Source organism: Pseudomonas sp. DC3200b2 (assembly GCF_049895785.1).
Taxonomy (GTDB): domain Bacteria; phylum Pseudomonadota; class Gammaproteobacteria; order Pseudomonadales; family Pseudomonadaceae; genus Aquipseudomonas; species Aquipseudomonas massiliensis.
Window position 1 is genome coordinate 392315 of the sequence record NZ_JAFCTA010000005.1, and the last position, 17584, is coordinate 409898.

The 17584-nt window shown below is 62.2% G+C and carries 16 protein-coding genes and 1 tRNA gene; 4 read left to right on the plus strand and 13 right to left on the minus strand.

The features are described 5' to 3' along the window. Nucleotides 1–45: 45 nt before the first annotated feature. The 9 genes from ycaC to ACP691_RS16990 all read right to left on the minus strand — a co-directional run bounded on the left by ycaC (nucleotide 46) and on the right by ACP691_RS16990 (nucleotide 8886). On the minus strand, nucleotides 46–669 hold the full coding sequence (gene ycaC, locus ACP691_RS16950) for an isochorismate family cysteine hydrolase YcaC (RefSeq protein ID WP_426151235.1): 624 nt from the start codon (nucleotides 667–669) through the stop codon (nucleotides 46–48). Between the two features lie 245 nt (nucleotides 670–914). After that, entirely contained in the window at nucleotides 915–2903 is a 1989-nt protein-coding gene (locus ACP691_RS16955; RefSeq protein WP_426151233.1) for a M10 family metallopeptidase C-terminal domain-containing protein, read from the minus strand. Between the two features lie 131 nt (nucleotides 2904–3034). Further along, nucleotides 3035–3736 (minus strand): GntR family transcriptional regulator, encoded by a 702-nt coding sequence (locus tag ACP691_RS16960; protein ID WP_426151231.1) that lies wholly within the window; start codon nucleotides 3734–3736, stop codon nucleotides 3035–3037. Between the two features lie 88 nt (nucleotides 3737–3824). Continuing rightward, nucleotides 3825–4853, minus strand: coding sequence for a proline racemase family protein (locus tag ACP691_RS16965; protein WP_426151229.1), 1029 nt, complete (start codon nucleotides 4851–4853; stop codon nucleotides 3825–3827). Nucleotides 4854–4920: 67 nt separating this feature from the next. Further along, the gene (locus tag ACP691_RS16970; protein WP_426151227.1) at nucleotides 4921–5796 is read right to left on the minus strand and encodes a dihydrodipicolinate synthase family protein; all 876 of its coding nucleotides are present in this window, start codon (nucleotides 5794–5796) and stop codon (nucleotides 4921–4923) included. 18 nt (nucleotides 5797–5814) lie between these two features. Continuing rightward, the gene (locus tag ACP691_RS16975) at nucleotides 5815–6480 is read right to left on the minus strand and encodes an amino acid ABC transporter permease (RefSeq protein ID WP_426151225.1); all 666 of its coding nucleotides are present in this window, start codon (nucleotides 6478–6480) and stop codon (nucleotides 5815–5817) included. 10 nt (nucleotides 6481–6490) lie between these two features. Continuing rightward, nucleotides 6491–7162 carry an amino acid ABC transporter permease gene (locus ACP691_RS16980; protein WP_426151223.1) on the minus strand — a complete coding sequence of 224 codons (672 nt, stop codon included), beginning with the start codon at nucleotides 7160–7162 and terminating at the stop codon, nucleotides 6491–6493. Nucleotides 7163–7173: 11 nt separating this feature from the next. Continuing rightward, nucleotides 7174–7995: an amino acid ABC transporter ATP-binding protein gene (locus tag ACP691_RS16985; RefSeq protein WP_426151221.1), complete on the minus strand. Its 822-nt coding sequence runs from the start codon at nucleotides 7993–7995 to the stop codon at nucleotides 7174–7176. A 51-nt stretch (nucleotides 7996–8046) separates the two neighbouring features. After that, entirely contained in the window at nucleotides 8047–8886 is an 840-nt protein-coding gene (locus ACP691_RS16990) for a transporter substrate-binding domain-containing protein (RefSeq protein WP_426199739.1), read from the minus strand. Between the two features lie 229 nt (nucleotides 8887–9115). Between ACP691_RS16990 and ACP691_RS16995 the strand changes: the two genes are divergently transcribed. From ACP691_RS16995 to ACP691_RS17010, 4 genes are all read left to right on the plus strand, one after another. Beyond that, nucleotides 9116–10354: an NAD(P)/FAD-dependent oxidoreductase gene (locus tag ACP691_RS16995; RefSeq protein WP_426151217.1), complete on the plus strand. Its 1239-nt coding sequence runs from the start codon at nucleotides 9116–9118 to the stop codon at nucleotides 10352–10354. Nucleotides 10355–10387: 33 nt separating this feature from the next. After that, on the plus strand, nucleotides 10388–11863 hold the full coding sequence (locus tag ACP691_RS17000) for an aldehyde dehydrogenase family protein (protein WP_426151215.1): 1476 nt from the start codon (nucleotides 10388–10390) through the stop codon (nucleotides 11861–11863). Nucleotides 11864–11943: 80 nt separating this feature from the next. Beyond that, entirely contained in the window at nucleotides 11944–12702 is a 759-nt protein-coding gene (locus tag ACP691_RS17005) for an SDR family NAD(P)-dependent oxidoreductase (protein WP_426151213.1), read from the plus strand. A gap of 36 nt (nucleotides 12703–12738) precedes the next feature. Then, nucleotides 12739–13245, plus strand: a complete 507-nt coding sequence (locus tag ACP691_RS17010) for a heme-degrading domain-containing protein (RefSeq protein WP_426151211.1) — start codon at nucleotides 12739–12741, stop codon at nucleotides 13243–13245. A 12-nt stretch (nucleotides 13246–13257) separates the two neighbouring features. On the opposite strand, the gene ACP691_RS17015 is transcribed toward ACP691_RS17010, so the two are convergent. The 4 genes from ACP691_RS17015 to rpoD form a co-directional block, all read right to left on the minus strand. Next, on the minus strand, nucleotides 13258–14013 hold the full coding sequence (locus ACP691_RS17015; protein ID WP_426151209.1) for an SDR family NAD(P)-dependent oxidoreductase: 756 nt from the start codon (nucleotides 14011–14013) through the stop codon (nucleotides 13258–13260). A 75-nt stretch (nucleotides 14014–14088) separates the two neighbouring features. Further along, nucleotides 14089–14922: a transporter substrate-binding domain-containing protein gene (locus ACP691_RS17020; protein ID WP_426151207.1), complete on the minus strand. Its 834-nt coding sequence runs from the start codon at nucleotides 14920–14922 to the stop codon at nucleotides 14089–14091. Between the two features lie 441 nt (nucleotides 14923–15363). Beyond that, nucleotides 15364–15440 (minus strand) — tRNA-Ile (locus tag ACP691_RS17025). 279 nt (nucleotides 15441–15719) lie between these two features. Beyond that, complete coding sequence (gene rpoD / locus ACP691_RS17030; RefSeq protein ID WP_040259797.1) at nucleotides 15720–17570, minus strand: RNA polymerase sigma factor RpoD; 1851 nt, start codon at nucleotides 17568–17570, stop codon at nucleotides 15720–15722. Nucleotides 17571–17584: the final 14 nt, after the last annotated feature.

Consider the following 17584-nt stretch of genomic DNA (forward strand, 5'->3'; position numbering starts at 1 on the left):
TTGGCTTCCAAGCCCCGTCATGTTGAGGCTGTGAGCCGCTCGCGATCAGCCCTTGGCCGTCAGGGCCGAATAGCTGTTCATCAGGTTGCGGTAGTTGGGGATGCGCTGGGACAGCAGGTTGCCCAGGCCTTCGATATCGTTGCGCCAGTCGCGATGCAGTTCGCAGGCGACACTGAACCAGTTCATCAACTGCGCGCCGGCGGCGGTCATGCGTGCCCAAGACGCTTGTTGCACAGTTTCATTGAAGGTGCCGGAGGCATCGGTGACCACGAACACATCGAAGCCTTCCGCCAGGGCAGAGAGGGTGGGGAAGGCCACGCACACATCGGTGACCACACCAGCGATGATCAGCTGCTTGCGGCCGGTGGCCTTGATCGCCTTGACGAAGTCTTCGTTGTCCCACGCATTGATTTGGCCGGGGCGGGGAATGTAGGGCGCCTCCGGGAACATTTCTTTCAGTTCCGGCACCAGCGGGCCGTTGGGGCCTTGCTCGAAGCTGGTGGTCAGGATGGTGGGCAGGCCAAAGAACTTGCCACAGTCGGCCAGGGCCAGCACGTTGTTCTTGAACTCGTTGGGCGAAAAATCCTGCACCAGGGAAATCAGGCCGGTCTGGTGGTCGACCAGCAGCAGTACGGCGTCGTTCTTGTCCAGGCGCTTGTAAGTGGTCATGTCAGTATTCCTTTGATCGAGAGTATTGGGGATGTGCGCTAGCGGTGGTGTTTAGCCGGTGGCCACTGCATGTGAAGTACTTTAGGGGTTGGCCTGCAAAGGAACAATTAGGCGGAAAAGGGAAGCACTGATTCTGATATGGGGACAATTGGCGCAGGTGGGATTACTATTTCGCCAGCTTCGCTGGCGTTCAACAACGCTGGCGAAGGCGGCGGTCAGAGCCGATTCGCCAGCGTCAGAGGTACCTAAGCCTGTTCCAGGGCAGCGCTGCCCAGCAATTCGAGCGAGGCGTTGTCCATGATATGGAAGATGAAGTCTGTGCTGGCCAGGTCGGCGTGGTTGCCGGCGAGCGTCACCTCGAAGCGCTGGCCTTGGGCATCGGCGTCGTAGCTTTTGATGTAGGTGCGACTGCCGTCAGCGCTGACCTGAATGGCCAGGGTGCCGTCGCGGCCGTTACCCAGGCCGGTGAACTCCAGCGCGGAGAGGTCAAGACGGTCCTGGCCGGAGGCAAAGTCAGTGATCAGGTCGCTATACCCAGTTGTGGTGGTTCGAAAACTGTCCGTAAGGCTAGTGAAGCGGAACAGGTCATCGCCGCTGCCGCCAGTGAGGGTGTCGCGCCCGGCGCCGCCCAATAGCACATCATCGCCCGCGCCGCCGTTGAGGCGGTCGTTGCCGGAGAGGCCGCTGAACACTTCACTGACGGCGGTGCCACTGAGGGTGTCGGCGCTGGCGCTGCCTTCGAGGCTCAAGGGGCTGAACAACACATTGTCCTGATCGAGCAGGTCCTCATAGAGGCCGTTGAGGGTGATCTGGAAACGCTGGCCTTCGGCGTCTGCATCGTAGCTTTTCAGGTAGGTGCGCCCGGTGCTGTCACTTTGCACGATGGCCAAGGTGCCGTCATGGCCGTTGCCGAAGCCGGTGAAACCGAGGGCGGAAAGGTCCAGGCGGTCCAGGCTGGCGTTGAAGTCCAGGATGGCGTCCGCGAAAGAGGTACTGGCCGAGCGGTAGCTGTCGCTGAGGCTGGTATAGCGGATCACGTCCGCGCCTTCGCCGCTGATAATGGTTTCCGCACCGCGTCCGCCATCGATCAGGTCGTTCCCTGCGTAGCCGATGATGTTTTCGCGCACGTCACTACCCATGATCACATCGTCGCCACTGGTGCCGATCAGGTCTTCGAACCCGTTGATCAGAGTGCCGAAACTACGGTCCAGGCTGCCATCGGCATTGAGTCGCAGCACGCCGTAGTTCTCCTCGGCGCTACCTGCCAGCACGATCTTGCCGTCGGCTTGCAGGGCAATGGAGTGTACGGTGTCATTGCCCTCGGCCAGGGAGAAGGTTGCCTTGCCGTCACCGCTGAACGTCTTGTCCAGGCTGCCGTCGGGGTTGAGGCGCAGGATACCGAAATCCGTGCCGAAGTTTTCGGTATCGCTGTTGCCCGCCAGGAGGATCTTGCCGTCGGGTTGTACCGCTACCGTAAAGGCCGCGTCCCAGCCGGAAGACACGCTGTAGCTGACATGGCCGTTGGCGCCGAAGGTGGTGTCGAGGCTGCCATCGGCGTTGTAGCGGTACAGCTGGAATTCGCCGTCGGCGCTGCCAGGTAGCAGGATCTTGCCGTCGGCCTGCAACGCCACGGCGTAGTCGAAATTGCCCGTGTCATTGTCGGGTTCGGCGAACTGGACGATGCCCGTGCCGTTGAAGCTGGTGTCCAGGCTGCCGTCCGAGTTCAGGCGGGCCACGGTGTGCAGGCTGTCGTTGCGCCCGCTCACCAGCAGCTTGCCATCGGCCAATACGGTCGTGCCGGTGTTGGAATAGCTGATGTCCGAGTCTATCCGAGTGACGCCGCCCTGGCCGAAAGTCTGGTCCAGGCTGCCGTCGGTGTTATAGCGGCTGACGAGGAAGTCGATGCTGCCGTCTTGATAACCGGCGCGGGTCACCAGAAGCTTACCGTTGCCTTGGATGGCCAGGCTGTATTCATCGCCGAGCATCACTTCGTCGGCGATCACCAACTTGCCGCCATCGGCGAAGGCGGTGTCCAGGGTGCCGTTGCTGTTGAGGCGCACCACGGCGTATTCATATAGCTCGCCGAAGTTATGGGTGAACCCGCCCACCCAGAACTTGCCGTCCGCCTGGATGGCGACGCTGCGGCCGGGATCGTTTTCGCCGTTGATGTCTATCTGGATATTGCCAGTGGCGGAGCGGACAACCCGCACGCCATCGGAGCTTGTGGAGGTCATGGCCTACAGTCCTTTGCTCGAGGAAAAGGGGCCGCATTCGCCGCCAGGAGGCACTGCATGGGTGCTGCGGTGCTTCCAAGCTAGCCGGGTTTGGCGAATTTTCCAGCGCGGCGGCGCCTTCGAGCCCTGCGCTAGATCGAGATAGAGGCCGTCAGGTTCTGGTGCATGTATTCAAGGAAGCGGCGCTGGAACAGCATGGTGTGTTCATGGGCGGCCTTCTCCGCGGCATCGGCGTCGCGGGCGGCGATGAAACCGATGATCTCGTCGTGGTCGCGGCCGAGGCGGTGGGTGCTGGCGGAGCTGATTACATGGTCGAAGTGCAGGTGCAGCAGTCGTTGCCCTTCGCCGAGCAGGCGTTCATAGGCGCTGACCAGGTAAGGGTTTCGCCCGGCCTGGGCAATAGCCAGGTGAAAACGCTTGTTGAGTTCGGACATAGCCTGGAAATCCCCGGAGGTCACGGCTTCCAGGTAAGCGTCGTCGGCCCTGCGGATGGCGATCAGGTCCTCGGGGCGGTGCTGGGTCGCGGCCAGGCGGGAGACCGCCCGCTGCAGCAGATCCAAGGCCGAGATGTAGTTGGGGAAGTTCTCGATCTCGAAGGGCGTCACCAGAGTGGTGCGGTTGGGGAGTATGGTCACCAGGCCTTCGGCGGTCAGCCGTGCCAGGGCATCGCGCACCGGCGAGCGAGACAGGCCGAATTGCGCGGCCAGGGAGATTTCGTCCAGCTGCTCACCAGGCTTGAGCTTGAGGGTGAGGATCTGCTTGCGCAGCTCGTCATAGATATAGCGGCCCCCATGACGGCGCACGCCGGTGTCCAGCTCTTTCTTCTCAGCCATGTTCAGGTCTCTGTGGGGTAGCCAGCATGATACATGGCACCCCGGTTGGCTTTCATCTGCCGCGGCCAGGCGGCCGCGCCCTCACCGGCTAAGCGTTGAAACCCGAGCCCCAGGTATCGCTGAGCATGAAGCCTTCGCAGAGCGGATCTTGCGGGTCCAGGCCGAGCTGCTGCAAGCCGTAGAGCCAGGCGCGGCCGGTGATGCGTGGCAGCACCGCGGGTTTGTGGCCAACCTCCGTACGGCCCAGGAAACCCACCTGGAACTGCCCACCGATGGTGGATTGGGACACCAACTGGTCGCCTACCTCGGCCAGACCACGAGCCGCCAGGGTCGCCAAATTGGCTGAACTGCCGGTGCCACAGGGGGAGCGGTCCACCCGGCCTGGCGGCAGGGTGGTGCAAGTCTGGTAGGTATGGTTGTCCAGGCGATGGCGGAACATCACATAGGCCACTTCGTTGACCGAAGGCAACAGCGGGTGCTGCAGACTCACCTGACGATTGATCACTTCCTTGAGCGCGACGCCTGTCTCGGCCAGCTGGCGAGCATGTTCCGGGGCGATGCTCAGCCCTACCTGCTCCACGTCGATCAAGGCGTAATACACCCCACCGAAGGCGATATCCACCTTGAGGATGCCGTGGTCCGGGGTTTCAATGGGAAAGTCCAGGTGCTCGACGAAGGCTGGCACCATGTCAAGGGAGACACTCTGGCAGCGGCCGTCCATGCACAGGGCCCGGGCGGTGACCAGGCCGGCGGGGGTGTCCAGCACCACCGTGGTTTCCGGTTCGTGCATGGGAAGCATGCCCAGCTCCAGCAGGGCGGTGACCACGCACACGCAGTTGCTGCCAGACATGGGATGGGCCTTGTCGGCCTGCAGCACGATGAAGCCAGCATCGGCTTCCGGCCGGGTAGGCGGCAGCAGCAGGTTCACGGACATCTGCAGGCAGCCTCGCGGCTCTAGGGTCACTAGCCGACGCAGGCTGTCGTCCACTTCGTTGATGTAGTTCATCTTGTCCAGCATGGTGTCGCCGGGGATACCCAGCACACCGCCGGTAATGACCTTGCCGATTTCACCTTCGCAGTGAACCTCGGCCAATTGCAGTGTTTTTTTCCAGCGCATGATGATGCCTTATCGATAGGGCCGCTCCGGTGCGAGCGCACACCGGAAGCGGCGCAATGGGAGGCCGTCAGCCCTGGCACGCCTCGAACACGCGGCGGAACTCTGCCTTCTCTTCTTCGGTGAGCGGCAACAGCGGTGCCCGCGCGTTGCCGACCTTGAAGCCGGCCAGCTCGGTCCCGTACTTTACCTTCTGGACGAACTTGCCGCTTTCCAGGTTGGCCATCACGGGGAACATCGTACGCATGATTTCCTGAGCGCCACGGATGTCACCGCCAGTGAAGGTGCGATGGAAGGCCACTACCTTTTCCGGGAAAATGTTGGCTGGGCCACAGATCCAGCTGTCCGCGCCCCAAAGGTAGAAGTCCAGGGCCTGGTCGTCTGAGCCGCAGGAAAGCTGCAGCCCTTTATAGTGCTCGCCGATCTCGATGGCGCGCAGCAGGTTGCCGCTGCTTTCCTTGATTCCCAGCACACGCGGATGCTCATGCAGCGCGGCGATAACATCCATGCCCACTTCCACATTGGTGCGGATGGGGTAGTTGTACAGCACCACATTGATGTCCGGGAAGGTGTCCAGGATGGTCTGATAATGGGCCAGCAGCTCGGCCTGTGAAGGCAGGGCGTAATAGGGCGGGGCGATCAGCAGGTTGGTGTAGCCCGCGTCCACAGTCTGGCTTACCTGTTCCAGCACTTCACGCGTGCAGGAGCCGTTGGCGCCGGCGATCAGTGTGCCGCGTCCGCCAACCACTTCCTTCACAGTAGCGAGGATCTGCCGCCGCTCATCGTTGGCCAGGGCATAGTATTCACCTGTGGAACCCAGCGGAACGAAACCGCTGACGCCCGCGGCCAGCTGGGTTTCCAGGATAGACGCCAGGGTGTCGTGATCGACCTTGCCAGCAGCGTTGAAAGGGGTGACGAGGGCGGGCAGGATGCCATTCAATTTCACGGTGTCTCTCCTTGGGGTTCAGTAGGCGTAACGGCGCAACAGCCGTCCTTCCACCACGCCAACCAGGCGGGTGAGCGGGAAGGCCACGAGGAAATAGATGACGGCCACGGCCGAAAGGAACTCGACGGGGCGGGCGGTGCTGTTGGAGATGTTCTGGCCCACGAACATCAGGTCGGCCACGCCCACCGAGGAGATGAGCGCGCTTTCCTTGAACAGGCTCACCACATTCGAAAGCAGGGGCGGCACGGCGCGCAGCAGTGCCTGGGGAAATACCACATAAAGCACCTTTACTCTGGACGTCAGGCCCAGGGCGATGCAGGCGTCGTGCTGTTCGCCGGCGATGGACTTGAGCGCGCCGCGGAAGGTTTCGCTGGTAATCGCGCCCATATATAAAGTGAGCGCGATCAGCACGCTGGCGTAGGGCGGGATGTTCAAGCCGAACACCACCGGGAAGCAGAAGAAGACCCAGAACAGCTGGATCAACAAGGGCGTGCCACGGAAGAACTCGACGTACAACGCCAGCGGCAGGCGCAGAACGGGCGTTCTGACTTGGCGCAGCAGGCTCACCACGAAGCCCCAGAGGCTGCCCAGCAGCGCGCAGACCAGGGTGAAGGCCAGGGTCAGCAATAGCCCCTTGAACAGCACGGGCCAGTAACCAAGCACAACCGAGAAATCGAGCGGCATAATGGTTTCCTCAACGTTGCGCGGCCAGGTCCTGGCGCCGTTCGAACCACTGCACGAACTGGGCGATGGGCAGCGAGAGCGCGAAGTAGATCAAGGCGATCAGGGTGTAGGTTTCCAGTGGGCGATACGCTTCGGTAGCCAGGCTCTTGCCCACGTACATCAGGTCTGAGACGGCGACTATGGCCACCAGGGCGCTTTGCTGCAGGGTGCCGATGCCGTTGGTCATCAGTACCGGCAAGGCGCTGCGCAACGATTGCGGCAATACCACGTAGAGCGTGCGCTGCCAGGGTCGCAGGCCGAGCGCGACGCAGGCATCGAGGTGTTCTCGGGGTACGGCCTGCACCCCAGCGCGATAGGCCTCTGCATTGAAAGCCGTGAGGTTCAGGCCAAGGGCCAGAAAGCCCATGGCGACCGGGTCGACGAAGACGTTGAACAGCATGGGCACGCAATAGAAGAACCAGACAATCTGCAGCAGCGCCGGGGTGCAGCGAAAGAATTCGATGAACAGCTGGGCCGGCCAACGAACGAAGAACCAGCGACTAAGCGTCATCAGGCACAAAAGGAAACCGCAGGTCAGGCCGATCAGATTGGCCACCAGGGCCAGTTCCAGGGTGACCTTTAGCCCATCCAGCAAGGCCGGCAGGCTACCGCTGAGAAAGTGGAAATCGAATTGGTAATTCATCGCGGCGCGCCTCAGTCCAGATGCAGCACTTTTTCCAGGAATTCCCGGGTTCTCGCTTCACGCGGAGCGGTGAACAATTGCTGGGGCGGGCCTTGCTCGACCACCTTGCCGTTGGCGCAGAACACCACCCGGGTCGCGATATGGCGGGCGAAATGCATGTCGTGGGTCACGATGATCATGGCCATCTTCTGGTCGGCCAGTTGCAACATCACGTTCTGCACCTCGGTGACCATTTCAGGGTCCAGGGCGGAGGTGACTTCATCGAACAGCATCAGCCGAGGCTCGAGCATCAACGCCCGGGCAATGGCCACCCGCTGCTTCTGGCCTCCCGAGAGCTGGCTGGGGTAAGCGTGCAGCTTGCTTTCAAGCCCCAGCCGCGACAGGTAGGCACGAGCCTTTTCGGTAGCCTGGGCCTTGCTCAGGCCATGAACCTTCACTGGGGCCAGAATCAGGTTGCCCAGCACTGAGAGATGGGGGAACAAGGTGTAGTGCTGGAACACCATGCCGATCTGCTTGTGCAGCGCCTCGTCCAGCGGCTTGCCATGCTTGCGGCTGCCGTCGATATAGGGCTTGCCCTGGAAGTGGATGCTACCGCCCTGGATGCTTTCCAGGCCCATCAGCACACGCAGCAGCGAGCTCTTGCCACTGCCGGAAGGGCCGATGATGACCAGCCGGTCATCGGCGCGCATGTTCAAGGTCATCTGGTCCATCACCACCAACTGCTCGCTGTAGGCCTTGCGCACCTGACGCAGCTGGATGAAATCGCCGTCCTCGACTGAATCCGGGGTGAGCGAAGCCTGTGGCGGCGCAGCCACCAAATAGGGAGTGTTCATGGGGTCGTCTCCGCGCAGGCACGGCCAGCCGTGCCCTTGGTAGTTCAAGGGTTACGGGTTGCGACCCGCCACGGCCAGTTGGGCATTGGCCTTCTCTACCAGCTTGTCGATATCACCGGCATCACGTCGCTGCTGCAGGTAGATGTTGAGCACTTGCTGATCGGCCACGGGCATGTCACGGGCTACACCGAAGGCAATGCCTTGTTTGGCCAGGGCCGGCTGCAAGGCCACTTCCTTGGCCCAGTCATTGCGCCGGATGAACAAGCGATTGGTGTCGCTGGCGTCGGCCAACACATCCGCGCGGCGGGAGATCAGCGCCATGCGGGTCTCGTCCAACCCAGGCAGGCGCATGATCTTGGCGTGCTGGATTTCCCGGGAGAGGGCCTTGTCCGCTGAAGTACCGGACATTACCGCGATGGTGACGCCGTCCTTGTCGTAGTCGGCCAGGCGGTTGCTGGCGGCGGCGAACTTGGGGTTCTCCTTGTTCACCATCAAGGACACGCTGTAGTCCACGGCCGGGGTCGAGAAGCCCACCGCCAGAGCGCGCTCTGGCGTGGGATTCAAGGCCATGGCCATGTCCCATTTGCCACTCTGAATACCGGCGACCTGGTTGTCCCAGCTGGTGTCCACGAACTGGACCTTGACCTTAAGAACGTTCTCGCCGAAGTCCCGGCACAGGTCGACGAAATAGCCGCTGTACTGGCCGGACGCGGCATCACGCATCACATAGGGCGCGGCGACCGCGGCGCCACAGCGCAGCACACCGGCCTTCTGTACGTCTTGCCATGAATTGCCGGCCGCCGATGCAACGGTTGCCGCGCTTAGCGTAGCCGCTACCAGGGCGGCCCGGGCCAAGCGGATGTTGATGAAACGAGGAGCTGCACGAACCATGATTTCACCTCTGGCGTTGAACTTGTTCTTGTAGGCAGAAGAGCAAAGCGTGTTCACAAGCAGTTGCTTGAATTCGTGTTGTATGCAACGTTGCATTCAGGTTAGGTCGCCTTTAAGATCCCTGTCAACGGGAAAATCACCGGCTGTTCTCAGCGGTCCTTGAGCTCCCGTTCATCCATTCAATAAGTGCCAGGCAGCACCTGGCCCGTACCTAGCCTAAGGAGTGCTCGTGCCGTCCATCGTCGTCGTAGGTGCTGGAATCATCGGCACCACTATCGCTTACCAACTCCAGCGGACCGGCAAACGGGTGCTGCTGGTGGACAAGAACGAGCCTGGCCGCGGAGCATCGTTCGGCAACATGGCCAGCATTGCCGTGACTGAATTCATGCCCGCGTCCCGTCCTGGGGTGTGGGCGCAGATGCCCAAATGGCTGCTCGATCCCGAGGGCCCTATCTGCGTGCGGCCCGGCTACCTGCCCAGGCTCACGCCCTGGTTCCTGCGTTTCCTCGCCGCCAGCCGCCCGGCGAAGGTGCGCGAACTGGAGGCCGCCGGCGCCGCCCTGTGTGCCCGGGTCCATGATGACTTGTCACAGCTGCTCAAGCAGACCGGCCTGGAACACATGCTCAGCGATCAAGGCTGCCTGAGCCTGTACACCGACGAAGCGGAATTCCGCGCCGACCGCGAACATATCGAGGTGCTGGAGCGCTTCGGCTTCGCTCACCAGGTGCTGGATCAGGCTGCGCTCCAGGACTTGGAACCGGCCTTGGGGAAACAGATCGGTAAAGCAGTGCTTTTTCCAGAAAACCGCTCCATCAGTGATCCGCACAAGCTGGTGCTGGAGCTGGCGCAACGCTTTACCGCCCTGGGTGGAGAGATCGTTCGTGGTGAAGTCGTGCAATTCGACCGGAGCAATGGTGGTGTTTCCAGCGTGCGCCTGAGCGACGGCCGGGTGATGGCCGCTGAGGAAGTGGTGCTGGCCGCCGGTGCCTATACCGCCCGGCTGTCGAAGCTGATCGGCGAGCCCATCCCGCTGGAAACCGAGAGGGGTTATCACACCCAGGTGATGGCGCCGGGCATCAGCATGCGCCATTCCATCATCTGGCCAGCCAAGGCGTTCATGGTCACCCCTACTGCCGGCGGCGTACGCATCGGCGGCACCGTGGAAATGGCTGGGCTGGAGGCGCTGCCCAATTACCGGCGAGCCCAGGTGCTGGTCAAGCGCGCCAAAGAGGCCTTGCCCACGCTGCAGGTGGAGGGCATCAGTGAGTGGATGGGCCACCGCCCGGCAATGCCGGACACCGTCCCAGTGATGGGCCGCTCGGCGACCCAGCGCAATGTCTGGTATGCCTGCGGTCACGGACACCTCGGGCTCACCTACGCCGCTACCACGGCCCGGCTGCTGGCGGACCTGATCACGGGGCAGCAACCGCCCGTGGACATGACGCCGTATCGAGTCAACCGATTCTGATCACGATGGACTGGACAAGGGCAGGTAACCGATATGCGAAACATGCTTTACATCGACGGGAAGTGGATAGCCCCGGCGCAGGGCGGCTATCAAGTAGTGACCAACCCCGCCACCGAGGAGCCGATCCAGGAAATTGCCTACGCTACGGAACAGGACGTGGATGTGGCGGTGAAAGCCGCCCGGCGCGCCTTCGACCGGGACGGCTGGCCAAGGCTCAGCGGGGCGCAGCGGGCCCAGTATCTGCGTGCCATTGCCCAAGGCATTCGCCATCGCCAGGAGGAAATTGCGCGCCTGGAAGTGCTGGACAACGGCAAGCCATTGCCTGAAGCACTTTGGGACATCGGTGATGCCGCCGGCTGTTTCGATTTCTATGCGGACCTGGCTGAGCAGCGCGATAGCGAAGGCCCGGAGGTGATCGCCCTGGCCGACGAGCGCTTTACCTGCAAGGCGGTGAAGGAGCCGATCGGGGTGGCTGGCGCGATCATTCCCTGGAACTACCCGCTGCTGATGGCCGCCTGGAAAGTCGCCCCGGCGCTGGCCGCCGGCTGCACGGTGGTGCTCAAGCCGGCCGAGGTCACCTCCCTCACGGCGATCCAGCTGGCGGCCATCATCGATGAGGCCGGGGTGCCGCCGGGTGTATTCAACCTGGTGACGGGGGCAGGCTCGGTGGCCGGCCAGGCGATCATTGACCATAAGGGCGTGGACAAACTGGCCTTCACTGGGTCGGGCCCGGTGGGGGCGCGCATCATGGCCGCCGCCGCTCGGGACATCAAGCGGGTAAGCCTCGAGCTGGGGGGAAAATCCCCCTTCGTGGTGTTCGACGACGCCGACCTGGAGCAGGCGGTGGAGTGGATCATGTTCGGGATCTTCTGGAATCAGGGGCAGGTATGCTCGGCGACCTCGCGCGTTCTGGTCCAGGAAGGGCTTTATCCGCGGCTATTGGCCCGCCTGGTGGAAGAGACACGCAAGATCCGCATCGGCAATGGCCTGGACGAAGGGGTGCTCCTCGGCCCTCTGGTGTCCAAGCGTCAGCATGAGCAAGTGCTGGGGGCCATCGAGGCGGCGAAAGCGGCGGGTGCTACCGTGGCTTGCGGCGGCCAACGCCCGGCCGGCTTCGACAAAGGCTACTACCTCGAGCCCACCGTGCTGACGGATGTGCCCTTGGACAGCGCCGCTTGGGTGGAGGAAATCTTCGGGCCAGTGGTGTGCGTGCGGCCCTTCGCCAGTGAGCCTGAGGCTATCGAATTGGCCAATGACTCCCGCTTCGGCCTGGCCGCCGCGGTGATGTCCGGGGACGAAGCCCGTGCCGAGCGGGTAGCCGCGGCCTTCCAGGCAGGCATTGTGTGGATCAACTGCTCCCAGCCCACCTTCACCGAGGCGCCCTGGGGTGGCTACAAGGAGTCCGGCATCGGCCGGGAGCTTGGCCGCTGGGGCCTGGATAATTATCTGGAAACCAAGCAGATCACTCGCTACACCAGCAAGCAACCGTGGGGCTGGTACATCAAATGACGCACGCAGGCAGCGGCGGCGAGCATTCAAGGCCGCTGCCTTCCGATACCCATTCAGGCACCCAATCAAGGAGACGCGGCATGACAACAGCACTGGAAGGACAGACCATTCTGGTCACCGGCGCTTCGGGCGGCATCGGCGCCGCCATTGTGGCGCGGCTGGCGGCGGAGGGCGCGCGGGTCATCATCCACTATGGACGCGACCAGGCGGCTGCCGAGCGGCTGCTCGACCAGATCGGCGGCCGGGGTTTCGTACTGCAAGGGGACCTTTCCACCTCCCAAGGCCCATTCGAGCTCTGGGCCAAGGCCGTGGCGCTGGCCGGTAGGGTGGATGGCCTGGTCAACAACGCTGGCATTCGTACGGAAATCTCCATCGAAGCGACGCCAGAACAATGGACAACGGCCTGGCAGCGGGAATTCCAAGTCAACTTCTTCGCCGCAGCCGACCTGTGCAAAGAGGCCGTGCGTCACTTCAAAGAGATTGGCGGCGGGCGCATCATCAACATGGCCAGCCGTGCGGGCCAGCGGGGTTACGCGGCAGACGCCTTGCCCTATGGCGCCACCAAGGCTGCCCTGGTCAACCTGACCAAGTCCATCGCTCGCTCCTTCGGGCCCGACGGCGTGGTCGCGGTGGCGATTGCACCAGGCTGGGTACAGACCGAGATGGCCGAAGCCTTCATCGCGACTCACGGCAAACAGGCGGCGGTAGCGGATATTCCTATCGGCGAGATGGCCAGCCCGGCCGAGGTCGCGGAGCTGGTGGCATTTACATTGCGCAAATCTCAGGCTTCGCTCAACGGCGCCACTCTGGACGTGAACGGTGGCAGCTATATCCGCTGACCGTGTTAACTCAATGGCTACGGACAGGAGCCTGCAATGAGATTGCAAGACGAACTCGCATTACTGATTCGCCAGGAGCAAACCCTGCAATTCCAGCGTTTCGACGAAAACACCGCCTGGCAGCTGGGTAGCGCCCTGCATGAGCGAGCCGTGGGTGAGGGTTGGCCGCTGGTGATCGACATCCGCCGTTTCGAACGGCCTCTGTTCTTTGCCGCCCGCCCCGGCATCACGCCGGACAACGGTGAATGGGTGCGGCGCAAGGTCAACACCGTGCAACGCTTCCTGCGAAGCTCCTATCGGTTGACCTATCAGCTGGCCATCGAGCAGCAGGACATCCAGCAACGCTACCATCTGGACCCGGCCGACTATGCCAGCTGCGGCGGCGGCTTTCCGCTGATCGTGCAGGGCGCTGGGGTGATCGGCAGCGTAACGGTGTCGGGGCTGCCCGACCGCCAGGATCATCAGTTGATCGTCGATGCGCTGTGCGACCTCCTCGGCCATGATCGGGCTGCGCTCTCGCTGCCCGCTGAAACTCCCTTCTAGCTTGAGATCGCCTCAGGCCACGGCCTGGGCGCCGGTGATTTCCACCAACGAGCCACACATGAAGGCCGCTTCGTCCGATGCCAGGAAGGCCACCAGGGCCGCTACCTCCTGCGGTTGGCCGATGCGGCCGAAGGGCACCAGCCTGTCCAGGTCGGCAATGGTGCGGCCGTTGCGGCGCACGCCGGCTTCCAGCATGGGCGTGTGGATTTCACCTGGACAGACTGCATTCACCCGCACCTTGTGCGGCGCATAATCCCGCGCCAGGTTCTGGGTGAAAGACGCCACTGCTGCCTTGGTCACGTTATAAGCAATATGTCCCGGCGCCGGATGCAGGCCCCACTGGGAGGCGGTATTCACGATGGCCCCGCCGCCCTGCGCGATCATGCCGGGCAGTACCGCGCGGCATAGGTGGAACATCGAATCCAGGTTCACCGCGAAGCTGGTGTGCCAGTCGTCTTCGCTCAAGGCCAGTAGATCGCCCCGCCGATTGATGCCGGCGTTGTTCACCAGAATATCGATACGTTCGAAACGGCTCAGCACTGCTTGTACCAAGCAACGACAGGCCTCCCCTTGTGCGATGTCCGCCGCCAGCGCAAAGGCGCTGCCGCCATCCGCCTCGATAACGCGAGCCACTGTCTGGGCTGCCTCAAGGTTCAGGTCACTGACCACCACGGTAGCGCCTTCGGCCGCCAGCCTGCTAGCGATAGCCGAGCCGATCCCGCCAGCGCCGCCGGTAACGATGGCGACCTTGTTTAAAAAACGCTGCATTGGGCGATTCCTGTGATCGGGATTGAGGTACGCCCAGGTGGCATCCTTCGCAAAGGCGTCGCCCGGGCGAGGAAGTTATCGAGTGGTATTAGCCTCCACCGAGGCTTTGTCCACCAGCCGCTCGATATCACCGCTGTCGCGCTTCTGCTTGAGGTAGATGTTGAGCACATCCATGTCCGCCAGGGATATATCCCGACGCACCCCAAAGGCGACCCCCTGTTTGGCCAGTGCCGGCTTGGGCAATACCTCCTTGGCCCAAGTGGAATTGGCCACAGCGAACAGGTGGTTGGTGTCGCTGGCGTCGACCAGGACGTCAGCGCGCTTGGACATCACCGCCAGGCGCGTCTCGTCCATGCCGGGCAGGCGCATGATCTTGCCCTGCTTGATCACGCCGGAAATGGCCTTGTCCTGAGCCGTTCCTGACATCACCGCAAAGGTCAGCTCGGGTTTATCCAAGGTAGAAAGGTCGTCGGTGATGTTGGCCAGCTTGGGGTTGTCCTTGTTCACCAGCAGCGACACCTGGTAATCCGTCGCCGGCGCGCTGAAGCCTACCGCCAGGGCTCGTTCGGGCGTTTGGTTCAGAGCCATGGCCAAGTCCCATTTGCCGCCCTGCAAGCCCGCTACCAGGTTGTCCCAATTGGTGTCCACGAATTGCACCTTCACCTTTAGCACCTTTTCGCCAAAGTCGCGGCAAAGGTCCACAAAGTAACCGCTGTAATCGCCTGACTTGGCGTCTCGCATCACGTACGGGGCCGCCACCGCCGCGCCGCAGCGCAGCACACCGGCCTTCTGCACGTCTTGCCAGAGGGAAGGTTCAGCCGCCTGGGTAGTGGGCAAGCCCAGCAAGGCTCCACACAGCCCGGCGCCCATGAGCATCGCTTTGAATGAGGAAGGGATAAGCCTGACCATTTTAAACCTCACCTTTAGTTCGTTGTTGTAGGCAGGAAGGTAAAACGCTGGCACCACGCTTATGTATGCATGGTTGCGTACAGGCTAGGAGTGTAGGAATTGGTTGTCAATCAGAAAGCGAATTTGCCAAGTGGGTTTACACGAGTAGGGAGACCCTTGGGTGGAAGTCTGTGGACCTACCCATATCTCAGGACCAGCCAGTGGGGCTGATCCGAGGCCAGGTACAAGCTTGAGTCCATGCTGGCTCGCTTTAGCGAGCTTGCGAAGCAAGCGCCCCATGTAGTCACAGCCATCTGACGATTCGCCGAACCTTTCGCCAGGACGCTGGCAAGAATTGGAAGCTTGCGCGCCAGAAAGGTCAGCCGCAGCGGTGACGCTTGAAGCGGGGACTGGCGTTATCGAACACAATAAAAAGCCGCGCAATGCGCGGCTTTTCGAAGCTGGTGGGCCCACACGGACTCGAACCGTGGACCAAAGGATTATGAGTCCTCTGCTCTAACCAACTGAGCTATAGGCCCTTTTAGAGAGCGGCGATTATAACGAGCCTTTTGGCTCGGTGCTATCGGAAAGAACCATTTGTCAGGGCGCTTTAGGCAGGATTCTTGCCACCGCGTGGTGAGCGACTGCCGCTGCTGGCTATGTTCGTCGAAATTCTCCGGCGCAGGCCAGGTCTGGAAAGTGCGTTCACGACTGGCCAGTCTTCGTCGAGGGTGGTTCCCAGCTGTGTCGCGGTGTCTATGGTCTTGCCAAATAAAGAACCCCGGGCGGGCCCGGGGTTCGTGGTGTTGCGTTGAGGCTTACTCGTCCAGGAACGAACGCAGGTGTTCGCTACGGGTCGGGTGACGCAGCTTGCGCAAGGCCTTGGCTTCGATCTGACGGATACGCTCGCGGGTCACGTCGAACTGCTTGCCCACTTCCTCGAGGGTGTGGTCCGTGTTCATGTCGATACCGAAGCGCATGCGCAGTACCTTGGCTTCACGCGCGGTGAGGCCGGACAGCACTTCGCGGGTCGCTTCCTTGAGGCTTTCGACCGTGGCCACGTCGATCGGGGACTGCATGGTCGAGTCCTCGATGAAGTCGCCCAGATGGGAGTCTTCATCGTCACCGATCGGCGTTTCCATGGAGATCGGTTCCTTGGCGATCTTCAATACCTTGCGGATCTTGTCCTCGGGCATTTCCATGCGCTCGCCCAGCTCTTCCGGGGTAGGCTCACGGCCCATCTCCTGCAGCATCTGCCGGGAGATACGGTTGAGTTTGTTGATCGTCTCGATCATGTGCACCGGAATACGGATGGTGCGCGCCTGGTCGGCGATGGAGCGAGTGATCGCCTGGCGAATCCACCAGGTGGCGTAGGTCGAGAACTTGTAGCCGCGACGGTATTCGAACTTGTCCACCGCCTTCATCAGGCCGATGTTGCCTTCCTGGATCAGGTCTAGGAACTGCAGGCCGCGGTTGGTGTACTTCTTGGCGATGGAGATCACCAGGCGAAGGTTGGCCTCGACCATTTCCTTCTTGGCGCGGCGGGCCTTGGCCTCGCCGATGGACATGCGCCGGTTGATGTCCTTGATCTCAGCGACGTTGAGGCCGGTTTCGGCTTCCAGGTCGATCAGCTTCTGCTGGCAACGCTGGACATCCGCCTGCACACGGCCGATGGCCTCGGCGTACTTGGCCTTGCCCTTGGCCAGGAACTCGCTCCAGCCCTGGTCCACTTCATTGCCGGGGAACAGGCGCAGGAAGTCGGCGCGAGGCATGCGGGCGTCACGGACGCACAGCTGCATGATGGCACGTTCCTGGGCGCGGACACGGTCCAGCGCGCCACGGACTTGCTCCACGAGCACTTCGTACTGCTTGGGCACCAGCTTGATCGGCATGAACAGCTCGGCCAGCTGCAGCATCTCGGCGATGCCTTCCTTGCTGTCGCGGCCATGCTTCTTCAGCACCTTGCGGGTGGCTTCCAACTGCTCGGCCACGGCGCCGAAACGCTGGCGAGCCACTTCCGGATCCGGCCCGCTTTCGCCTTCCTCTTCGTCGTCGCTGCTGGCTTCCTCGTCCTCTTCCTCGTCGTCCTTCTCGGCCACGGCGGCGGCCTTCGGGTCGACCGGCACAGGCATGTCCGAGGGGCTGGCGATCACGTCGTCAGGATCGATGTAGCCGCTGAGCACGTCCGACAGACGGCCACCTTCGGTGGTGACGCGGTCATATTCGCCGAGGATGTAATCCACGGTGCCGGGGAAGTGGGCGATCGCCCCCATCACCTCGCGGATGCCTTCCTCGATGCGCTTGGCGATTTCGATCTCGCCTTCGCGGGTGAGCAGCTCCACGGTGCCCATCTCACGCATGTACATGCGTACCGGGTCCGTCGTGCGGCCGATATCGGTTTCGACGGCAGCGAGCGCGGCGGCGGCTTCCTCGGCCGCGGCTTCGTCGGTGTCCGCCTCGGCCAACAGGAGGGCATCCGCATCCGGAGCAGTCTCGAATACGTTGATCCCCATGTCGTTGATCATGCGGATGATGTCTTCCACCTGTTCCGGATCTGAAATATCCTCGGGCAGGTGGTCGTTGACCTCCGCGTAAGTCAGGTAGCCCTGCTCACGACCGCGGGTGATCAACTCTTTGATACGAGATTGCTGTTGCGCTTTTCCGGACATAACACCCTATCCAC